The sequence below is a fragment of the Candidatus Agathobaculum pullicola genome (assembly GCF_052117205.1).
In the GTDB taxonomy this organism is placed as follows: domain Bacteria; phylum Bacillota; class Clostridia; order Oscillospirales; family Butyricicoccaceae; genus Agathobaculum; species Agathobaculum pullicola.
Genome location: NZ_JBQKJP010000002.1, coordinates 109,727 through 126,974, shown reverse-complemented (window position 1 = coordinate 126,974; position 17,248 = coordinate 109,727). Strand labels below are relative to the sequence as shown.

Here is a 17,248-nt window from a genome sequence, read left to right as displayed (position 1 = left end):
AGAAAAACAGGGAGCAGAGATGTCCTTTTCAACTGAGGTAAAAAATGAGCTGTGCCGTGTGTCGATGCAGCGTGCGTGCTGTACGCGGGCCGAGGCCTACGGCGCATTGCTGCATGCAACGGTTTTCTCCCATCGGGAGATCCGTCTGTCCACAGAAAACGCCGTGGTTGCGCGCCGCTTGCAGGCTTTGCTGCAGCGCGCGTTTTTTGTCGTATGCGAGCCGCAGCGGCAGGGCAGAAAATATCAGATTGTGCTCGAGCAATCGGCGCAGATCGGTCGGATTTTTGATGCGCTGGGATATGATCGCAAAAGCCATGTGACCTATCATCTCAATCGCAATGAGTTGGAAGAGGAATGTTGTTTAGCGTCTTTTCTGCGCGGCGCGTTTCTGATGGTGGGGACAGTGGCGGGGCCGGAGAAAAAGAGCCATCTGGAGCTGAAAAGCAGTCATCAAAGCCTTGCCGGGGAGGAGACCAGCTTGCTGCTGGATTTGGGCCTGTCTCCCAAGCTCGCGCGTCGGGGCGGCACATGCCTGTTATATTTTAAAGACAGCGCAAGTGTAGAGGATTTTCTGACCTGTATCGGCGCGCCGCATGCGGCGATGGCGCTGATGGAAGCCAAGGTGGAAAAAAACCTGCGTAATACGATCAACCGGCAAGTCAACTGCGAAACGGCGAACCTCGTCAAGACGGCGGATGCGGCCGCGCGGCAAATTGCGGCCATTCGTGCCGTGCTCGATACGCGCGGAGAGGAGGCGTTTCCGGAAAATCTGCGGGAGACCGTGCGCCTCAGGCTGGACTATCCGACTGATACATTGGCGGAGCTGGCGCGGCGGTTCGAGCCGCCGATCTCCAAACCGGGGCTGAGCCATAGACTGAAAAAAATTACCGAGTTTGCGTCAAAGGAGGACTAAATGGTACCGTTTGCGCATTTGCATGTGCATAGTGAATATAGCCTGCTGGACGGCGCATGCCGTATCGAGGGGTTGGTGGACCGTGTAGCGGCACTGGGCCAGACCGCGTGCGCACTGACCGATCACGGCGTGATGTACGGTGTAATCGATTTTTACCGTGCATGTAAGGCCAAGGGCATCCATCCGGTCATAGGGTGCGAAGTCTACCTTGCGCCACATTCGCGGTTTGACCGCAGCTATGTGAATGGAGAGTGGCACAGCCATCTGATTTTGCTGTGCGAAAATATGACCGGTTATCGCAATCTTATTCATCTGGTATCGCTGGGTTTTGCCGAGGGCTTCTATATGAAGCCGCGCATTGACATGGAGTTGCTGCGACAACACAGCGAGGGCTTGATTTGCTTGTCTGCCTGCCTTGCAGGCGTGATTCCGCGCGCGTTGGCTGAGGGGGACATGGACGGCGCGTATGAACTGTGCGAGCAGTTTCTGGAAATTTTTGATCGCGACCACTTCTATCTGGAAGTGCAGGACCACGGGATTGAGATTCAGAAAAAGGTTAACGAAGGGCTGTTCCAGTTGGCGGAGGAGCTGAATATCGGGCTGGTTGCGACCAATGACGCGCATTATCTGACCCGAAAGGACGCGCGTATTCAGGACGTTCTCATGTCCATCCAGATGGGTAAAACGGTGGATGACCCCACGCGCATGAAGTTTGAAACCGAGGAATTCTATATCAAGGATGCGGACGAGATGGCCGCATTGTTCCTGAATCATCCCGAAGCGCTTGCCAATTCGGTCAAAATTGCCGAGCGGTGTCAGGTTGAATTTGAGTTCGGCAAATATCACCTGCCGGAATTTGATGTGCCGGAAGGGTATACCGCCCTACAGTATCTGCAAAAGCTATGCGATGAGGGTTTTGCCGTGCGTTATCCAAAGGATGACGGCACGGTGCGGACGCGCTTGCAGTATGAAATTGATATGATTGCCAAGATGGGATTTGTCGATTACTTTCTGATTGTTTCCGACTTCATCGGTTACGCTAAGCGGCAAGGGATTCCGGTCGGGCCGGGACGCGGCTCGGCGGCGGGGTCGATTGTGTCCTACTGTCTGGGCATCACCGACCTTGACCCCATCCATTACTCGCTTTACTTCGAGCGATTTTTGAACCCGGAGCGCGTGTCCATGCCGGATATCGATGTGGACTTCTGCTATGTGCGCCGCCCCGAAGTCATTGAGTATGTTACGAATAAATACGGCAAGGACCGCGTAGCGCAGATTGTCACCTTCGGCACAATGGCGGCGCGCGGCGCCATTCGTGACGTGGGCCGTGCGCTCAACATCCCGTATAACGAGGTTGACGTTGTCGCCAAGCAGGTCCCCAATGAACTGCACATCACGATTGATAAAGCGCTTTCGGTCAATCCGGAGCTAAAGAAAATGTACGACGAGAAGCCGCAGGTACGCGAACTAATAGACACCGCACGCGCGCTGGAAGGTATGCCGCGCCATGCGTCTACGCACGCGGCAGGCGTGGTCATCACCAAGGATCCGGTCGACACCTATGTGCCGCTCGCGCGCAATGATGAGCAGATGGTCACGCAGTTTACCATGACCACGCTCGAAGAGTTGGGACTGCTCAAAATGGACTTCCTCGGTCTGCGCAACCTGACGGTCATTGCGGATGCGGAAAAGATGGTTCGTCGCCATGTGCCGAATTTCAGCATCGAAAAGGTGGATATGAGCGATAAGGCCACCTATGAAATGCTCGGCCGCGGCTCGACGATGGGCGTGTTCCAGCTCGAAAGCGCGGGCATCACCAATGTTGTCACCGGCCTGCAGCCGGAGTCCATTGAGGACATCACCGCGGTCGTGGCGCTGTACCGGCCGGGGCCGATGCAGTCCATCCCGCGCTATATCGAGTGCCGTCACCATCCGGAAAAGGTAACCTATAAGCACCCATTGCTCGAGCCGATTTTAGGCGTCACCTATGGCTGCATGATTTATCAGGAACAGGTTATGCAGGTGTTCCAAAGCTTGGCAGGCTATTCGCTTGGCAAGGCGGATATGGTGCGCCGCGCGATGAGCAAGAAAAAGATGAAGGAACTGGAAAAGGAGCGCGTCAACTTCATCCATGGCAACGAGGAGCTTGGCATTGACGGCGCGGTGAGGCGCGGTGTGCCGGAAGCTGTTGCCGCAAGCTTGTTTGATGAAATCATGGATTTTGCCAACTACGCGTTTAACAAGGCGCATGCAGTGTGCTATGCGGTGGTTTCTTTCCGCACGGCGTATCTCAAATGCCATTATCCGCGTGAATATATGGCGGCGCTGCTGACCAGTGTGCTCGATTCCTCGGACAAAATTTCGGAATATATTCAGGCCGCGCGAGAGATGGGTATTTCCGTGCTGCCACCCGATGTCAACGAGTCGTTTGACGGATTTTCGGTTTCCGGGCGGGATATCCGCTTTGGCTTGGCTGCGGTTAAGGGCGTGGGCCGTTCGTTTATGAAGCAGCTGGTGGCAGAACGCGAGACGGGCGGAATGTTTTCTTCGTTTCAGGAGTTCTGTGAGCGCATGTACGACCGCGAACTAAACCGCCGTGCGCTCGAAAGTCTGATTAAAGCGGGGGCGTTTGATTCGATGGGCTACCGCCGCAGTCAGCTGATTCAGATTGTGGGCGCGGTGGTAGATGCGATTGCGCAGAGCCGCAAAAAGAATATAGAAGGACAGATGGATCTGTTCGGTATGGGCAACGATGCGGTGCAGGATACACAAATCGCCTTGCCCAATATTCCGGAGGTTTCCAAGCGGGAATTGCTTGCGATGGAAAAGGAAACGACCGGTCTGTATTTGTCTGGCCATCCGATGGACGAATACCGCGATTTGGCGCGGCAGGCGCAGGCGGCTTCGGTCCGTCAAATCATCGACGATCTGTCTGGCGAGAGCGCACAGCCGCAGTATAAGGACGGCATGACCGTCCATCTGGCGTGTGTAATTACGGCGGTACGGCTCAAATCGACCAAAAATGGCTCGATGATGGCGTATGTGACGGTAGAGGATGAATCGGCGGCGATTGAATTAGTGGTGTTTCCGCGCTCGCTTCAGCAGTGCGGCGCGTATCTGACTGAGGACAGCGCGGTGCTGCTGACTGGTAAAATTGACGCACGCGAGGATGAGGCGCCTAAGATCCTGCTAAACGAAGCGCAGCCGCTGACCGAAGTGGCGGTCAGCAGTATGCAGTCACGTGAGCATCCGCAGCAGTCGGTTTATACGGATGCGCAGGCCGCGCGTATTGCGGCGCAAAAACTGTATTTGCGTATTTCCAGCATGCAGAGCGACGAATGGCCGCAGATTAAAACGGTTCTGGTCACACAGCCGGGGGATACGCCGGTGTATCTGTACCCCACGGATACCAAAAAGAAAACCCTTGCGGCAAGGCGCTACTGGTGCAGGCCGGATGTGCCCCTTTTGGAAAAATTGCGCTTTCTCTTGGGGGAAGAAAATGTTATAATGAATTAATTGGATAAATTCTAAGCAACCGATACAGGAGGCTCTTTATGGACAAGCAAATTCGTAGAATTGGCGTACTCACCAGCGGCGGCGACGCACCCGGTATGAATGCCTTGATTCGCGCGGTTGTTCGAACCGCATCCGCAAATGATATTTCCGTGCTTGGCATCCGCCGTGGCTACAGCGGTCTGATTAATGGTGATATCATTGAGATGGGCGCACGCAGTGTCGACGGCATCATCCGTCGCGGAGGCACGATGCTGTATACTGCGCGCTGCAAGGAGATGATGACCGAGGAAGGACTGCAAAAAGCGGCAGACACTTGCAAATATCTCGGTATTGACGGCCTGATTTGCTGCGGTGGCGACGGTACGTTCCGCGGCGCGCAGGCGCTTTCCCGTAAGGGTGTGCCGTGTATCGGTGTGCCCGGCACGATTGACAACGATATCGTGTGCACGGATTACACCATCGGCTTTGATACGGCGTGCAACACCGCAATCGAGTGCATCGACAAGCTGCGCGACACCATGCAGTCGCATGAGCGTTGCTCGGTTGTGGAAGTTATGGGACGCCGGGCCGGCCATTTGGCACTGCATGTCGGCTGTGCGGTTGGTGCAACAGCAATTTGCCTGCCTGAGCGCAAGCTGGATTTTGATACCGATATTGTAGAAAAAATGCGTATGGGCCGTATTAAGGGCCGCAATCATCACATCATCATCGTCGCGGAGGGCTATGGCTCTGCACAGGAGGTTGCCGATCACATCCATGAGGCGACGGGGATTGATACTCGCGTGACCATTCTGGGACACATCCAGCGCGGCGGTTCTCCGACCGCACAGGACCGTGTTATGGCAACCCGTATGGGCTATGCTGCGGTGTGCGCGCTGATAGAGGGAAAGACCAATCGTGTTGTGGTGTTTGACGACAATCAGGTCACCGATTTGGATATCGAAGAGGGCTTGTCGCGTGAAAAGGATTTGAATCAGTGCCTGTTTGAAGCGCAGCAGACGGTTGCAATCTGATGGCACAGACGGTTTTTATTACAGGAGGATCGCGCGGCATCGGTGCAGCGTGTGTGCATGCCTTTTCCGCAGCCGGCTGGCAGGTTGCGTTTACCTATCGGGTTAATCGGGAGGTTGCCGGCACGCTGGCAGAGCAAACCGGCGCACTGGCGCTATGCGCCGACCTGCATGATGATAAGGCGGTCAGCCGTGCGTTTGGAGAGGCGCGCGGGCACTTTGGCGCGCCCGATGCGGTGGTGTGCAACGCCGGCATTGCGGAGCAGAAGCTGTTTCAGGACATTACGGATGAGGATTGGCAGCGCATGTTGGATATCAACCTGATGGGAGCGGTGCGCACCATTCGGGCGGCATTGCCCGACCTGCTGCACCGAAAGCAGGGCAGCATTGTGACCATTTCATCCGTCTGGGGACAGATGGGCGCCTCCTGTGAAAGCCATTATGCAGCGAGTAAAGCAGCGCTGATCGGGCTGACCAAGTCACTGGCACAGGAGTTCGGACCGAGCGGTATCCGTGTCAACTGTGTGGCGCCCGGTGTAATCGATACCGATATGAACGCTATGCACAGCAGTGAAACCATGCGCGGGCTGGCGGCAGAGACACCGCTCGGCCGAATCGGAACCGCAGATGAGGTTGCGCAAAGCGTACTGTATCTTTGCTCGGAGCGTGCCTCGTTCATTACTGGACAAGTGCTTGGCGTGACTGGCGGATTCTAACTGTGCAATAAACCGGATACAGAAAAAGGTCTTGCCCCAGGCAAGACCTTTTTTGATTACAGAGGACTGAATCCGAAATAGCTGAGCATGCCGTTATAGATGCCCTGTGCGAAGCCGTAGGGGTCATCCTGCAGCTTTTGGGCATCCGCTTCGTTGCTCAGATAGGCCAGCTCGACCAAAATGGCGGGCATACGTGTGCGGCGCAGTACATATAAGCTGGGATTGAGACGCACACCGTTGTCCTTGGTGCCGACACGGTTGACAATGCCTTGCAGCACATGCTGCGCCAGCCAGTAGGGTTGCGTGTTCTGTTGGTAGACGTAAACCTCCGTGCCGTTGATGGCGGGGTTGACGTTGGAATTGCAGTGGATGCTGATGAAGTAATCAGCAGGCCAGCTGTTGGCCATGTTGACGCGTGTAGCGAGGCTCGTCGCGTTGCTCGTGCCGAGGATTTCGGTCGGGCTGTTGCGGCTCAGCCGAACGGCAAAACGCGGGTCGGCACGCAGTAGTTCGGCAAGGTACATGCTGACCGTATAGTTTACGTCCTGCTCACGCAGGCCGTTTCCTTCCGCACCGGTGTTTGGACCGGTGGGGTTGTGCCCTGGGTCAATAAAAATACGGATGGGCAAAAAATCACCTCCTCGGTTCATTGTATTCCGTCGGACACCGGAACGGGACACGGGAGACAGTAAAATGATGTGCTTTGCTTGACGCAAAACAAGGCGTCGTGCTATGCTGAATACAGGTAAAACGGCAAGAATAGGAGCGGGTATGACATGGCAGAGGCGTTTATCGAGATCGACGAGGCATATGTGGATGGCATTTTGCCGCGTAGGCAGCCGGAGGCAGATAAGAATGCGTTCGGGCGCGTGCTGTGTGTGTGCGGTTCTGCGGGCTATACAGGTGCGGCATATTTCGCCGCACAGGGTGCGGTGCGCATGGGCAGCGGCGTGGTAACGCTGGCAACGTCCGAAAAGGCTTGGTCGGTGCTTGCGGTCAAGCTGAATGAGCCGGTCGTGCGGCCGATGCCGTGCGATGCAGACGGTATGCTGTCGCGCGAAGCGCTGCCTGTGCTGACTGCCTTGGCTGCGCGGGCAGACGCGGTGCTCATCGGCTGTGGTCTGGGACGGTCGGACGCGGTGACGGAAATTGTATATGGGCTCCTGCAATGTGCAAACGGTTCGGTCGTTTTGGATGCGGACGGCATAAATGCGCTTTCCGCGCATAAGGATATATTACGGCAGACGGCACAGCCGGTTGTACTCACGCCGCATGCAGCCGAGTTTGTGCGGCTGAGCGGCATCCAACAGCCGAAAACCGAGGAGTTAGCCGCATTTGCACAGGATAACCGATGTATTTTGCTCTATAAAGGCCATCACACACGCATTTTTTCACCGGATGGTACGATGTACCGCAATCATTCGGGCAATCCCGGCATGGCGAAGGGCGGCAGCGGGGATGTGCTGGCGGGCATGCTGGTGTCGCTGTGCGGGCAGGGGATTTCTCCGGTGCAGGCAGCCTGTGCTGCCGCGTGGCTGCATGGCCGCGCGGGGGATTTAGCAGCAAACCGGCTGAGCGAATACGGAATGACGCCGGGGGATATGCTGCGATACCTGCCCGAACTTCTCAAACGGTATAATACAAGGGAGTGGTGACCTGAAACGGTTTGTTTGCATGGCCATTCTGCTGGCGGTGCTGTCCGGCTGCGGCGGCGATACGGCAGCGGATGCCTCAACCGTGCGCACACATTTTGAGGAACTGGCCGGATTTGAAGCGCATTTGAAAATTTTATCCGATCTGGAGCAATCGGTACTGGAATATGAAGTGGATTACGTTTATAATATTTTGGCGTAAACGTAAGAAATATTTTTATATAAAATACCCCGTAATTTTTGAAATTACGGGGTATTTTCATGCTTATTTTTTGATTTTAAAAATGAGTGCTCGGAAAAACAATACACAAACAATACGACGAACAATAGACAAAAGAAGTTAAGAAATAAGCTCGATAGCACGGCGCAATTCTTCGATGTCCTTATGGGTATACACGGCGTCGGTGACGTCGGTTGATGTGTGCCCAAGGATGCGTTTGATAGAAACGCGGTTTGCGCCTGCATTATCAAGCAGAGTGGCACAAGTATGTCGGCATTCATGCGGGACGTGCTTCGGAATCCCGCACAGCTCCAGAGCCGGGTTAAACATGGATTCAAGAAAATGCGCATGCGTGATCGGGCGGTTGGGCTTATCGGCACGCCAGACAAGATATTTTTGCGCGGGGTCATAGCGGGCCGCAACCAGAGGTCGGATGCGCGTATGAATGGGAACAACACGGTTTTTACCGGCTGCGGTTTTTGAACCGCCGCGCATGGTCCAGTTTTCCAAATCGACCGACGCGGTTTCCATGTTCAGCAGTTCACCGATGCGCCAGCCGGTATATATCAAAATCAGAATCAAATCCACATTGGGAACGGCTTCGACTTTCTGCCAGAGCAGCGATATCTCTTCATTCGTAAACGGTCGGCGTGTAGTCGGTTCATCCGGCCGGGAGAGGGTGACAAACTTACTGTAATCCTTGGCGACCAAATCATTTTCCAGCGCGTATTTATAAAGCTGAACAAAAAGTGTTTTTATCTTCTCCTTGGAGTGATAGCCGCCTTTATGCTTATCGACAATCGTCTGCATGTGGTTTTTGCGAATGTCAACGAATTTTACATCATGAATCGGTTTGCAATGCGAGAACGCAACACGATAGCCGGTGATGGCGCTTTCCGATACCTTTTCAAATTTTTCGGCAGACCAACGCTCATACACCTGCGCAAAGGTCGATGCGTCCGGGAGTGCGTGCGGATCATCGTTATAGGCCGAGAGGGCTTTGAGCGCTTCAGCCTGCGTAGCAAACGACCCAAGGTGTTTATACCGCTGGCGGCTGCGTCCGTCCTCGCCCAGCTCCCAGCCGACGGTGATACGGACGGCAAACGGCTTGCGCCGCTTGCCGGATAGTTTGTAAACACAGCCATAGCCATTGGGGTTTCGCATGGTATCAGCTCCTTTGAGAAGTAAGCCCCGCGCGGTGCGCGGGGCGTTGATTTTGTGTAATTAAGTATTATTTTTCTTTGAATTCACTTCGCCTAAAAGAGAACCAATAAATGCAATACAAATTAAAACAGTATTTAATATTGCAAACACACATGTAACAAACGACAAAAACGGCAAAATAAAGTTAAGAAATGTGCCAATATAGGGAAGGTTCAAAACCCATGATAATGCAGAAAAGAATAAAAGGGGTATTTTAATAAAAGGAAAGAATTTGAAAAAGTAAAGAAGAAGAAAAATAATAACAGCAACAACGGAAGAAAGTGCAATATATGTTTGAGCAGAGGAATCTATATCATTGTTGCTATAAGGCGCAATAATTTCACCATACAAAACAAAAGAAAAAACAATAAGGAAAGGCAAGGTTGGAAGGTTATTTTGTTCAGCAATCCACACGCATACAGAAAAAAATAAAGCTAAAAGAAAAGTGCGAAAGAATAAAATGCAATAAACAGCAGTTCGGCTGATAGCAGCAAAAGGAAGTTGGATTATGTTAAACGCTAATGTTATCAATTTGGAGAATACGGTAAAGAGAATAAGACATAATCCTAACAATTCTATGCAGTTTAATATCATTTAGATGCCCCCGTTAATCATGCCTGATTTTCCAAGTCGGAAATGTCAGGCATTTTTTTGTATGTCTGTTTTGCAATATACATGGTTTGCCGGATATATTCTTGCCCTTGTTTGTTGAGATTGCGGTAGTCCTCTACAAGTTGGGTTTCATCTTCGGATAAATCGGATGAAGAAAGCGGAGAAAGGCCATAGTTGGGGTCGGTGATTTCATCACGGCAAAGATAGTCAAGAGTAACACCAAAAACCCTGCAAATTGCTTCGATGGTTGGCAATTTAGCTTTTTTAAAGTCTTTGTTGTATAAACTTGTTAGCGTAGAGTAAGGGATATTTGCAGCTTTTGAAAGTTGGAGCTTACTTTTTATCCCATCACGTTGCATTAGAAAATCAATTTTTTGCAACAGGTTTTCCAAGAGACGCACCTCCTTTGTTTACAACATACCACAAAAAAAGAACGGATGCAATAAAAAATTAGCGACATGTCGCAGATTATGACTTGACAATTAGCGACATGTCGGATATTATTTATAGCAGATAGACGATACATCGTCTATCAAGAGGTCGAAAGACCGCAACCCAATGTTACGGCCTCCCTGATTTAATATGCAAAGAAATTAAAAAGTTGGTATCAATTAGCGCATATTGCGCAGGTAGCGCACTGCAGCATTTGCAGCGTCATACACTTCCATGGCTTTTTCACGAAGTTCATCCGGAGAGTGAACAGCCGGGATTTTGGCGACAAACGGCGGAGCGCCATACGGCATGACGGGGATATATGTATACTCCACTATCAGACCTCCTTTCCGGGAGGCCGTTACAAAGGGACATCAATATTTTACCAGCCAGACAGACTACTGTACAGAGAAAAGAAAGGAGTGAGCAGAATGTACCCTAATTTAGAGCTGGAAATGTTTAAAAGGCAGATTACGTCACGACAATTGGCAGATGCTTGTGGCATCAGCGAGAGCGCAATGCGGAACAAGAGAAAAGGCCGGGCGGCTTTTACGCTACCTGAAGCCGAGAAAGTTTTGTCAATGTTTCCGGATTGCGAGTGGAAATATCTGTTCGCGCGCGCGGACGAGCAAGGAAAGGCGGGGTGATTATGAAACGGAAGAAAGCGCTCAAAAAGCAGCTAAAGCGGCTGATGAAACTGGCGGACGGGTATGACTTTAAGGAAAATCAAATGGGAATGAAACTGGGAATTACGGATGCGATTGTTATGGTTGCCCGGGAGCTGAGAAAAGGAAAGAAGGGGTGATTATGTCATATGTACCGGAATTAGAAGCGATTCTGCTTGAATACGATACCAGCGAGCGCGGCAAGGCAGAGAAAGACGAGTTCGGAATGGAAACCGCGTTTGAGAGGCTCAACAAACAATTGGAGAAGGATTTCCCGGACGATGAAAAGGCGCGCTTTTATGCGCAGGACAACGCGACGGAAATGTTTCAATGGGGTTTTCGCATCGGATTTTTGTGCGGAAACCGCGAAATGGTGCGACAGCTTGCGCTGAGCGCGCCGGAATTGAAACCTTCAAAGAATATTTTCAAGCGCGCAAAAGAACGGCATCGCCGGATGAAAATTCGGAAGTCATTTGTTGACATGGAAGACAGATGGAAGAGAACGCAAGATATTGCGTGGGTAGTGAGCTGGTTATCTTTGGCGGTGAGCATTTTAGCACTCGCCAAGAGGTTTTTCAGTTAAAAAGGCCAAGGATTGAAACAATAAGGGTTAGAACTCCAATAGATAGCGAGATAAAAGCGACTTTATCCCGTTTCTGATTCTTTTCATATTCCGAGATTGCGTCAATGCCTTCGGCAGAAATCCAGAAGCACGCTTCCCACACACCGTTGACTTCACTCTTTTGCGAATCAAAATACGCAGAGGGGAGAAGAGACAGGAGCTTGAAGGAGTCCGGACAGTTTGGCACCTGACGGGAAAAGACGGAATAAGGCACATAAGAAACAGTTTCGCTGGTATTCTGTTGGATCGCTTTTAAGACAGCGTATTGCATGGAAGTCATAAAGACACCTCTTTTCTGCTCTTCATTGTAGCAGGAAGGGAATGGAAAGACAAGGAGCGACAAAATGAAAGTAGAAATCAAGATTTCCGGGAAAAAGGAAGATGTAAAGCAGCTGGGAGAGCGGCTTCACATGACGTTAAGCGATTGGAATTTTGACGCAAGAAGAAAAGGCTGGGAAAAGGCCAGCATTGACATTGCGGAAATTACGAAGATGTATGACAACACAGGAAGGGTTGGGTGAATTGATTATGCAAAGACCGATCAGCGAGTATGAGGCCATGTCGCCTGAACAGATTCTAAATGATCCGGATGCGCCGGAGACTTTAAAAATCCGTGCGCGGAACAAGATGGAGCGCGAGGCGCAGGAGGGAACAGATGTGGACAGGCAACGGACAAGCCGTTAGGCGCATAACCTTTAGGGAGGAGGTGGCCGAAGATGGCTGACAAGACATGGACAGATGATGAAATCCGCGCGCTGAAGCGAGTGACCCCGCTGATTGCGAGCCAGTACTTAGACCAATACCCGAATGCGATGAGCGTTGCGCTTTCGATGCGCGCGGGCAAGCTGCCGATTGGCGAGGCTATCCAAAATCCCAAAACGGGGACATGGACATACCGCATTGACAAGGACAGGCTGATATCCTACAAGCACGGCGTTATGCCGACCGAGGACATCCGAGAGTTGGTGAACAAGCTGGAGGAGTTCACCAAAGCAGCAAACAAGCTGATTGAGACGATACGAGCAGAGCGCGCGATGATGTATCAATGAGGGGGTGAACAGATTGAAATGGGCACTTAAAGTCGCGGCATACAGCTTAGGCGGAATTATTGGCGTGGCTGCCGCCGCATGGGACGCAGAGTGGTGCAGCGGGATCTCATTTGTGATGATCCTGATCGGCTGCGGGTGCGGGCTGTTTGTGGCATTGCATGAGCTGGCAGTCATCCGCGCTTTTGAGAAAAAAGAGAAAGAGGCCGTCCAGCGCAGCGCGCGGAAGGCCGAGTTTTTTCGGGAGATGGACAAGCTATGAAGCACACAAACAACAGAATTACGCGGTATGAGCAGAAGCGCAAACAGGAATTGTTTCTTGTCGGCTGCGAGCAGGACGCGAGGCGAAAAAAGCAGGAAGCGGCGGCGAAGCGGGCGCAGCTGGAAAAACTGCTGCTGGAACGACTGGAGGCGCGCCGTGCGGGAATTTAGCGGGCTGGAGGTCCGGCCCTATTGCCAGACGGCGGACATGCCCCGCGTGCGCATTGACCGGTTGCGGGTGATCGCGTATAAGACGGTATTCGGAGCGGTCGAATATGCCTTGATGGGTCGCATGGGCCGGACGGGCGAAGAATGGCCGATGGCGCGGCCGGTGAATAATTTTGCCGCCGCGTGGGAGCAAAAAGAAAGGATGGAAAAACAAATTGAGCAGGCGAGGCGCGAAGAATCGGAGCGAGCAAGCAAGCGTGATATACCGCCATCCGCAAGGGCGGTTTGAGGTGATTGAGACCACGGGAAGGAATGCATTCGGCGGTACATACAGCATCCGCGAGGCGGTGCTGACGCCGGAGCGGGATGCGCGCGGGCTGCTGACCGATGCGGACAAGTATGACCAGAATCAGAAAACGGTCAATAGAACGCCGCTGAGCGAGGAAGAAAAAGAGACCATCTGCACACTGTTTCAGGATGATGTTTCCGTTGCGGAGATTGCAGGGTACATCGGGCGCGGGGAGGTTATGGTGCGCCGGGTGCTCGACCAGAGGGGACTGCGAAAGATCGCCGCAAAAGGGCGGAAAAGACAGGCATTATAAAACCGGCTGCCGAGGGTAGGAGCTCGACAGCCGGTTCAGAAATATTAAGGTACTGAAAGTATAGCAGGTTTTGGGAGGTTCGTCAAATGAACAATATGGAAAAGATTCGCCAGAAGGTGCAGGCCGAGAAGCCGGAGAGCGGCGCGCGACAGATCGGCGAGGTCGTGCTGCTGATCGCGGCTGCCAGTGAGCAGGCTGCGGAAATCATCGCCGCAGACCTTGACAACGAAAGTATGAGCATTGCAAAGTGCTTTGAAGCGCTGCGCGATTACGCGAGAAAGCATCAGAGCGGCGGCTTTTGGGGCTGCATGTGCAACAGCTTTGACGCGAAAAATCCTGTGATTCAAGTTGTATGTGATTTTTACAAGGTGCCGAAAGAGGCGTTTGAGAAGCAAAATCCCAAGCGCTTGGGTGCGAATGAGACGGAGGGAGCGGGCGGAATTGACCTGATCGATCTGCTATGAGGCGCGCGGAGGACGCGCCGGCGCTCAGCGCGGCGGATGTGAGCGAGCGGATCAGCGCGATCGTGGGGCATGAGGAGTTTTTGTTTTATCGGGTGGCGCAAACGGATGATCTTGATTGGGTGTTGGGCGCGCCAGATGATGGATATGAAATGTTCTGCACAGCGTGCGGCCAGCGGTTTTGGGAGAAGCGAGATCGCAAGCATACAGCAAAGCATTATTCACATTGTCCAAAGTGTTTTGCGAAAGTCACGGCGAGTCGCTGGAGAGACCGGGCAAGGATGGAGGCAATCCAGTTTGCATTCCACACATGGACGCGCGGTGAGGGGACAGAAATCTGGTTCCGGTCGTTTCAGGTGAGCATGAACCGAGATTTTGAGAACGCGGACAAATATGACATTTTCGAGTATTGCCGCGTGTGTTTCCGTGAGGGCGGTGCGCTCAAGTGGACACGCAGCCGTAACTGGTTTGAAGGCGTGAAACCGTGGCAGCCAGTGAAAACAGTATGCTTTAAGCGGTGGCATGGTTCTTATGGCGTTACAAGGGATGATTCCTGGGACGGCGTGACAGAGGAAACCGTACAGGGGAGCTGTCTGCAATATGCGCCCGGAGAGGCGGTGCAGCTATTGGATGACCCGATCGCGTTTTATGCGCTGTTCTGCAAGTATCCAGCGGTCGAGTATGTTTGGAAAATGGGATTTGCGCGGCTGTTCCATGATCGGGAATGCGGCGGCGGTGCGGAGTTTAACCGTGTCGTGAACCTACGCGCGAAGCGGCCGGACAAGCTGTTCCCTCGGCTGGACAAGGCGGATTTGCAACTGCTGCGCGAGCGCCGCGACTTACACTTGCGTGCAATCGAGGAATACATAAAGCTGAAACAGGCGGGCGCGTCAACCAACCGGAATAAACTGGCCGAATGGGCGGCGCAGCTTGCCGGTTGGAGCGATGACTTTTGGAGACTGCCGGAGCGATGCGGAACGGATGCACGCGGGCTGCTGCGCTACTGTGACAAGCAGGCGGGACGGCGCAATGTTCGGTTGGGCAATGTTTTGCAGGAGCTGCGCGATTATCTCGACCAGCTTGACCGGCTGGGCGTGAACGGTGGTGACCGTATGCCGCACAATTTGCACGAGGCGCATGCGCGGCTGAGTGAGCGCGAGCGCAGGATCAAGAGCAGGAAACTTAATATGCCGTTTCGCATTCGGCGGCATCTATTGCGCTGGATGTGCTGGAAGCATAACGGGATGTTCATCCGTCCGGTGGATTCGGCGGACGAGCTGACCCGTGAGGGCGAACAGCAGCAAAACTGCGTGGCAGGATACGCCAAGCGGCACGCGGAGGGGAAAACGATTATCCTGCTGCTGCGAAGATGCAGCGAGCCATGTAAAAGCTGGCACACGGTGGAGATTGATCCGGAAAGTTTGACATGCCGACAGTGCTATGCGGCACGAAACACGCAGCGAACGCCGGAGGCGGCTGCATTCATGGAGGCATATTTGGAGCATTTGCGGCGGGTACGACTGCGCAACCGGAAAAAGGAAAGGAGAGCGGCATAAATGAGTGAAAGTGTTGTAGCGGTGCGGTCCATCGAGATCGTGACCGCGGAGATTTACACCATCCGCGACAATGTGGCGCGGGTGTTTATGGATGGTGTCATCCAGATTGGGCGGCGGCTGGAGGAGGCAAAGCAGCTTGTACCGCAGGGAGAGTGGCTGAATTATCTGGATACAAAGCTGGGGTACAAGCCCAGCACGGCGCAGAACTACATGCGCATTGCGCGCGAGTTTGGCGACGGGCAGGTGGGGCTTTCCGGCAAGACGGCGAGCGACTTTTTCGGGAATCTAGGCTATTCGCAGCTGCTTCCGCTGCTCGGCCTGCCGGAGGAGGAGCGCGAGCAGCTGGCCGAGGAACACGACCTTGCCGGCATGAGCAGCCGGGAGATACAGGTGCTGGTCAAGGAGCGGGACGAGGCAAAGGCGGCCGCCGCTGCGGCGCAGGAGCAGGCGGACAAGCAGGGGCAGGAGGCACGCAGCGCGCGGGATGCGCTGGCGAATGCCAAGGATAAGCTGAAAGCGGAAAAGCAGAAAGCACAGGAGCAGGCAGAGGCAGCTAAGGCAAATGCGGAGACTGCTGCGGAATTGCAGCGTCGGCTGGATGAACTGGCCGCGCAGGCCAACCAGCCGCGAGAGCTCACCGCCGAGGAGCGTGACGCGCTACGCGCAGAGGTCGCCGCCGAGCAGGGTAAGGCTTTGCAGGAGGCGGAAGCCCGCGCCGCTGAGGCGCTGGCAAAGCTGGAGAAGGTCAAGAACCCGGCCGCGCATAAGGTCAATTTCCTGTTTGGAGAGCTGTGTGAGTATTGGAGACGATTGAAGGCGGCGTTGAATGAACTGGAGCAGTCGGACGAGGAGGCCGCGGGGAAGATGAAAGCGGCGATTAAGCAGGTTTTGGGAGGTTGGAATTTATGAATGCAAAAAGAGCGGCGAAGCTGATGCGCATTGCGCGGTACTACGGTGAGGAAAAGCAGGTATGCAAGCTAATCGAGGAATTGGGTGAGGCGGTGAGCGCTGCCAGTGACGTGTTGATGCGGATGACATTTCGGGAGGACGGCGGAAAGGGAACGGACTTGCAGGAGCGGCTGGAGCATCTGGCAGCAGAGCTGGCAGACGTTCAGAATGTTGCAGAGCAGGTGGTTTATTTATTTGGGCTGGAACTTGATTTCAAGGTTGCGAGACAGGCGGGAGTTGATAAGACCATCAAGCGAATAGAGGAGGAGCAGAAATGCGATACGGATTAAGCCTTGCGTCGGAGACGTTCACGCCCGCTGTGGAAGCGTTTGACCGGCAGATGCTGGTGCTGCTGAAGAGGATGCGAAAGCAGAATATCAATGAGGGAAGCATATCTCTCAAGATTAACATTGAGCTTTGGAAACAGTTCCCAGTTGATGAACATGGGAATGAGAGAGAAATCTTTGTGCCGGTGTTTAATCATGAAGTTAGCAGCCAGCTTACACAGAAGGACAAGCAAAGTGGGAAAACTGATCAGGACTTTGTGCTGGTGATCGGTGCGGATGGCCTGCCCGCGATGTATTCACGAGATACGGACAATCTGTTTGATATGGTAGCGAAAGCGGGGAATGGTGATGCATGAAT

General features: G+C 53.3%; 26 protein-coding genes. 20 read left to right on the top strand and 6 right to left on the bottom strand.

The features are described from left to right. The first annotated feature begins 19 nt into the window (after positions 1-19). From whiA to ymfI, 4 genes are read left to right on the top strand one after another with little or no spacing between them, the layout of a single operon-like run. Positions 20-913, top strand: a complete 894-nt coding sequence (gene whiA, locus ACTQ3V_RS01655) for a DNA-binding protein WhiA (RefSeq protein ID WP_441465986.1) — start codon at positions 20-22, stop codon at positions 911-913. After that, on the top strand, positions 914-4,429 hold the full coding sequence (locus ACTQ3V_RS01650) for a DNA polymerase III subunit alpha (RefSeq protein ID WP_441465985.1): 3,516 nt from the start codon (positions 914-916) through the stop codon (positions 4,427-4,429). Positions 4,430-4,467: 38 nt separating this feature from the next. Continuing rightward, positions 4,468-5,442 carry a 6-phosphofructokinase gene (gene pfkA, locus ACTQ3V_RS01645; RefSeq protein WP_441465984.1) on the top strand — a complete coding sequence of 325 codons (975 nt, stop codon included), beginning with the start codon at positions 4,468-4,470 and terminating at the stop codon, positions 5,440-5,442. Continuing rightward, the gene (gene ymfI / locus ACTQ3V_RS01640) at positions 5,442-6,155 is read left to right on the top strand and encodes an elongation factor P 5-aminopentanone reductase (RefSeq protein WP_441465983.1); all 714 of its coding nucleotides are present in this window, start codon (positions 5,442-5,444) and stop codon (positions 6,153-6,155) included. Before pfkA ends, ymfI begins: the two co-directional genes overlap by 1 nt. A gap of 56 nt (positions 6,156-6,211) precedes the next feature. Here ymfI and ACTQ3V_RS01635 read toward each other — a convergent pair whose 3' ends face one another. Beyond that, the gene (locus ACTQ3V_RS01635; RefSeq protein ID WP_441465982.1) at positions 6,212-6,784 is read right to left on the bottom strand and encodes an N-acetylmuramoyl-L-alanine amidase family protein; all 573 of its coding nucleotides are present in this window, start codon (positions 6,782-6,784) and stop codon (positions 6,212-6,214) included. 147 nt (positions 6,785-6,931) lie between these two features. Here ACTQ3V_RS01635 and ACTQ3V_RS01630 point away from each other — a divergent pair, with 147 nt between their 5' ends. Beyond that, positions 6,932-7,810, top strand: coding sequence for an NAD(P)H-hydrate dehydratase (locus tag ACTQ3V_RS01630; protein ID WP_441465981.1), 879 nt, complete (start codon positions 6,932-6,934; stop codon positions 7,808-7,810). A gap of 19 nt (positions 7,811-7,829) precedes the next feature. Beyond that, complete coding sequence (locus ACTQ3V_RS01625) at positions 7,830-8,009, top strand: hypothetical protein (RefSeq protein ID WP_441465980.1); 180 nt, start codon at positions 7,830-7,832, stop codon at positions 8,007-8,009. 138 nt (positions 8,010-8,147) lie between these two features. On the opposite strand, the gene ACTQ3V_RS01620 is transcribed toward ACTQ3V_RS01625, so the two are convergent. From ACTQ3V_RS01620 to ACTQ3V_RS01605, 4 genes are all read right to left on the bottom strand, one after another. Then, positions 8,148-9,191 carry a tyrosine-type recombinase/integrase gene (locus tag ACTQ3V_RS01620; RefSeq protein ID WP_441465979.1) on the bottom strand — a complete coding sequence of 348 codons (1,044 nt, stop codon included), beginning with the start codon at positions 9,189-9,191 and terminating at the stop codon, positions 8,148-8,150. Positions 9,192-9,251: 60 nt separating this feature from the next. Next, positions 9,252-9,824, bottom strand: coding sequence for a hypothetical protein (locus ACTQ3V_RS01615; protein WP_441465978.1), 573 nt, complete (start codon positions 9,822-9,824; stop codon positions 9,252-9,254). A gap of 17 nt (positions 9,825-9,841) precedes the next feature. Next, positions 9,842-10,234 carry a helix-turn-helix domain-containing protein gene (locus ACTQ3V_RS01610; protein WP_441465977.1) on the bottom strand — a complete coding sequence of 131 codons (393 nt, stop codon included), beginning with the start codon at positions 10,232-10,234 and terminating at the stop codon, positions 9,842-9,844. Between the two features lie 219 nt (positions 10,235-10,453). Then, positions 10,454-10,609 carry a hypothetical protein gene (locus ACTQ3V_RS01605; protein ID WP_441465976.1) on the bottom strand — a complete coding sequence of 52 codons (156 nt, stop codon included), beginning with the start codon at positions 10,607-10,609 and terminating at the stop codon, positions 10,454-10,456. A 314-nt stretch (positions 10,610-10,923) separates the two neighbouring features. Here ACTQ3V_RS01605 and ACTQ3V_RS01600 point away from each other — a divergent pair, with 314 nt between their 5' ends. Further along, positions 10,924-11,079: a hypothetical protein gene (locus tag ACTQ3V_RS01600; RefSeq protein ID WP_441465975.1), complete on the top strand. Its 156-nt coding sequence runs from the start codon at positions 10,924-10,926 to the stop codon at positions 11,077-11,079. Between the two features lie 2 nt (positions 11,080-11,081). Continuing rightward, complete coding sequence (locus ACTQ3V_RS01595) at positions 11,082-11,522, top strand: hypothetical protein (protein WP_441465974.1); 441 nt, start codon at positions 11,082-11,084, stop codon at positions 11,520-11,522. Here ACTQ3V_RS01595 and ACTQ3V_RS01590 read toward each other — a convergent pair. Continuing rightward, entirely contained in the window at positions 11,515-11,841 is a 327-nt protein-coding gene (locus ACTQ3V_RS01590; RefSeq protein WP_441465973.1) for a hypothetical protein, read from the bottom strand. The genes ACTQ3V_RS01595 and ACTQ3V_RS01590 overlap by 8 nt on opposite strands. A gap of 64 nt (positions 11,842-11,905) precedes the next feature. Between ACTQ3V_RS01590 and ACTQ3V_RS01585 the strand changes: the two genes are divergently transcribed. The 12 genes from ACTQ3V_RS01585 to ACTQ3V_RS01530 all read left to right on the top strand — a co-directional run bounded on the left by ACTQ3V_RS01585 (position 11,906) and on the right by ACTQ3V_RS01530 (position 17,246). Further along, entirely contained in the window at positions 11,906-12,082 is a 177-nt protein-coding gene (locus ACTQ3V_RS01585) for a hypothetical protein (protein ID WP_441465972.1), read from the top strand. A gap of 7 nt (positions 12,083-12,089) precedes the next feature. Further along, complete coding sequence (locus ACTQ3V_RS01580) at positions 12,090-12,245, top strand: hypothetical protein (RefSeq protein ID WP_441465971.1); 156 nt, start codon at positions 12,090-12,092, stop codon at positions 12,243-12,245. 32 nt (positions 12,246-12,277) lie between these two features. Further along, positions 12,278-12,610: a hypothetical protein gene (locus tag ACTQ3V_RS01575; protein WP_373163464.1), complete on the top strand. Its 333-nt coding sequence runs from the start codon at positions 12,278-12,280 to the stop codon at positions 12,608-12,610. 13 nt (positions 12,611-12,623) lie between these two features. After that, positions 12,624-12,869: a hypothetical protein gene (locus ACTQ3V_RS01570; protein WP_441465970.1), complete on the top strand. Its 246-nt coding sequence runs from the start codon at positions 12,624-12,626 to the stop codon at positions 12,867-12,869. Further along, on the top strand, positions 12,866-13,039 hold the full coding sequence (locus tag ACTQ3V_RS01565) for a hypothetical protein (RefSeq protein WP_441465969.1): 174 nt from the start codon (positions 12,866-12,868) through the stop codon (positions 13,037-13,039). The genes ACTQ3V_RS01570 and ACTQ3V_RS01565 overlap by 4 nt, the downstream gene beginning before the upstream one ends. Further along, complete coding sequence (locus ACTQ3V_RS01560; protein ID WP_441465968.1) at positions 13,026-13,325, top strand: hypothetical protein; 300 nt, start codon at positions 13,026-13,028, stop codon at positions 13,323-13,325. The genes ACTQ3V_RS01565 and ACTQ3V_RS01560 overlap by 14 nt, the downstream gene beginning before the upstream one ends. A 1-nt stretch (position 13,326) precedes the next feature. Next, the gene (locus ACTQ3V_RS01555) at positions 13,327-13,638 is read left to right on the top strand and encodes a hypothetical protein (RefSeq protein WP_441465967.1); all 312 of its coding nucleotides are present in this window, start codon (positions 13,327-13,329) and stop codon (positions 13,636-13,638) included. Positions 13,639-13,724: 86 nt separating this feature from the next. Further along, the gene (locus tag ACTQ3V_RS01550) at positions 13,725-14,102 is read left to right on the top strand and encodes a hypothetical protein (RefSeq protein WP_441465966.1); all 378 of its coding nucleotides are present in this window, start codon (positions 13,725-13,727) and stop codon (positions 14,100-14,102) included. Next, complete coding sequence (locus tag ACTQ3V_RS01545) at positions 14,099-15,655, top strand: PcfJ domain-containing protein (RefSeq protein ID WP_441465965.1); 1,557 nt, start codon at positions 14,099-14,101, stop codon at positions 15,653-15,655. Before ACTQ3V_RS01550 ends, ACTQ3V_RS01545 begins: the two co-directional genes overlap by 4 nt. After that, on the top strand, positions 15,656-16,564 hold the full coding sequence (locus tag ACTQ3V_RS01540; RefSeq protein WP_441465964.1) for a DUF3102 domain-containing protein: 909 nt from the start codon (positions 15,656-15,658) through the stop codon (positions 16,562-16,564). It abuts the gene before it with no gap. Continuing rightward, entirely contained in the window at positions 16,561-16,893 is a 333-nt protein-coding gene (locus ACTQ3V_RS01535; protein ID WP_441465963.1) for a nucleoside triphosphate pyrophosphohydrolase family protein, read from the top strand. The genes ACTQ3V_RS01540 and ACTQ3V_RS01535 overlap by 4 nt, the downstream gene beginning before the upstream one ends. Further along, positions 16,878-17,246 carry a hypothetical protein gene (locus tag ACTQ3V_RS01530; RefSeq protein WP_441465962.1) on the top strand — a complete coding sequence of 123 codons (369 nt, stop codon included), beginning with the start codon at positions 16,878-16,880 and terminating at the stop codon, positions 17,244-17,246. Before ACTQ3V_RS01535 ends, ACTQ3V_RS01530 begins: the two co-directional genes overlap by 16 nt. Positions 17,247-17,248 lie beyond the last annotated feature (2 nt).

Excerpts from the sequence above, each read along its gene's own strand:
- ACTQ3V_RS01590 (WP_441465973.1), bottom strand. The coding sequence starts at position 11,841 with ATGACTTCCATGCAATACGCTGTCTTAAAAGCGATCCAACAGAATACC.
- ACTQ3V_RS01595 (WP_441465974.1), top strand. The coding sequence starts at position 11,082 with ATGTCATATGTACCGGAATTAGAAGCGATTCTGCTTGAATACGATACC.
- ACTQ3V_RS01630 (WP_441465981.1), top strand. The coding sequence starts at position 6,932 with ATGGCAGAGGCGTTTATCGAGATCGACGAGGCATATGTGGATGGCATT.
- ymfI (WP_441465983.1), top strand. The coding sequence starts at position 5,442 with ATGGCACAGACGGTTTTTATTACAGGAGGATCGCGCGGCATCGGTGCA.
- whiA (WP_441465986.1), top strand. The coding sequence starts at position 20 with ATGTCCTTTTCAACTGAGGTAAAAAATGAGCTGTGCCGTGTGTCGATG.
- pfkA (WP_441465984.1), top strand. The coding sequence starts at position 4,468 with ATGGACAAGCAAATTCGTAGAATTGGCGTACTCACCAGCGGCGGCGAC.
- ACTQ3V_RS01535 (WP_441465963.1), top strand. The coding sequence starts at position 16,561 with ATGAATGCAAAAAGAGCGGCGAAGCTGATGCGCATTGCGCGGTACTAC.
- ACTQ3V_RS01545 (WP_441465965.1), top strand. The coding sequence starts at position 14,099 with ATGAGGCGCGCGGAGGACGCGCCGGCGCTCAGCGCGGCGGATGTGAGC.
- ACTQ3V_RS01565 (WP_441465969.1), top strand. The coding sequence starts at position 12,866 with ATGAAGCACACAAACAACAGAATTACGCGGTATGAGCAGAAGCGCAAA.
- ACTQ3V_RS01620 (WP_441465979.1), bottom strand. The coding sequence starts at position 9,191 with ATGCGAAACCCCAATGGCTATGGCTGTGTTTACAAACTATCCGGCAAG.
- ACTQ3V_RS01530 (WP_441465962.1), top strand. The coding sequence starts at position 16,878 with ATGCGATACGGATTAAGCCTTGCGTCGGAGACGTTCACGCCCGCTGTG.
- ACTQ3V_RS01615 (WP_441465978.1), bottom strand. The coding sequence starts at position 9,824 with ATGATATTAAACTGCATAGAATTGTTAGGATTATGTCTTATTCTCTTT.
- ACTQ3V_RS01650 (WP_441465985.1), top strand. The coding sequence starts at position 914 with ATGGTACCGTTTGCGCATTTGCATGTGCATAGTGAATATAGCCTGCTG.
- ACTQ3V_RS01625 (WP_441465980.1), top strand. The coding sequence starts at position 7,830 with ATGGCCATTCTGCTGGCGGTGCTGTCCGGCTGCGGCGGCGATACGGCA.
- ACTQ3V_RS01600 (WP_441465975.1), top strand. The coding sequence starts at position 10,924 with ATGAAACGGAAGAAAGCGCTCAAAAAGCAGCTAAAGCGGCTGATGAAA.
- ACTQ3V_RS01550 (WP_441465966.1), top strand. The coding sequence starts at position 13,725 with ATGAACAATATGGAAAAGATTCGCCAGAAGGTGCAGGCCGAGAAGCCG.
- ACTQ3V_RS01540 (WP_441465964.1), top strand. The coding sequence starts at position 15,656 with ATGAGTGAAAGTGTTGTAGCGGTGCGGTCCATCGAGATCGTGACCGCG.
- ACTQ3V_RS01585 (WP_441465972.1), top strand. The coding sequence starts at position 11,906 with ATGAAAGTAGAAATCAAGATTTCCGGGAAAAAGGAAGATGTAAAGCAG.
- ACTQ3V_RS01575 (WP_373163464.1), top strand. The coding sequence starts at position 12,278 with ATGGCTGACAAGACATGGACAGATGATGAAATCCGCGCGCTGAAGCGA.
- ACTQ3V_RS01580 (WP_441465971.1), top strand. The coding sequence starts at position 12,090 with ATGCAAAGACCGATCAGCGAGTATGAGGCCATGTCGCCTGAACAGATT.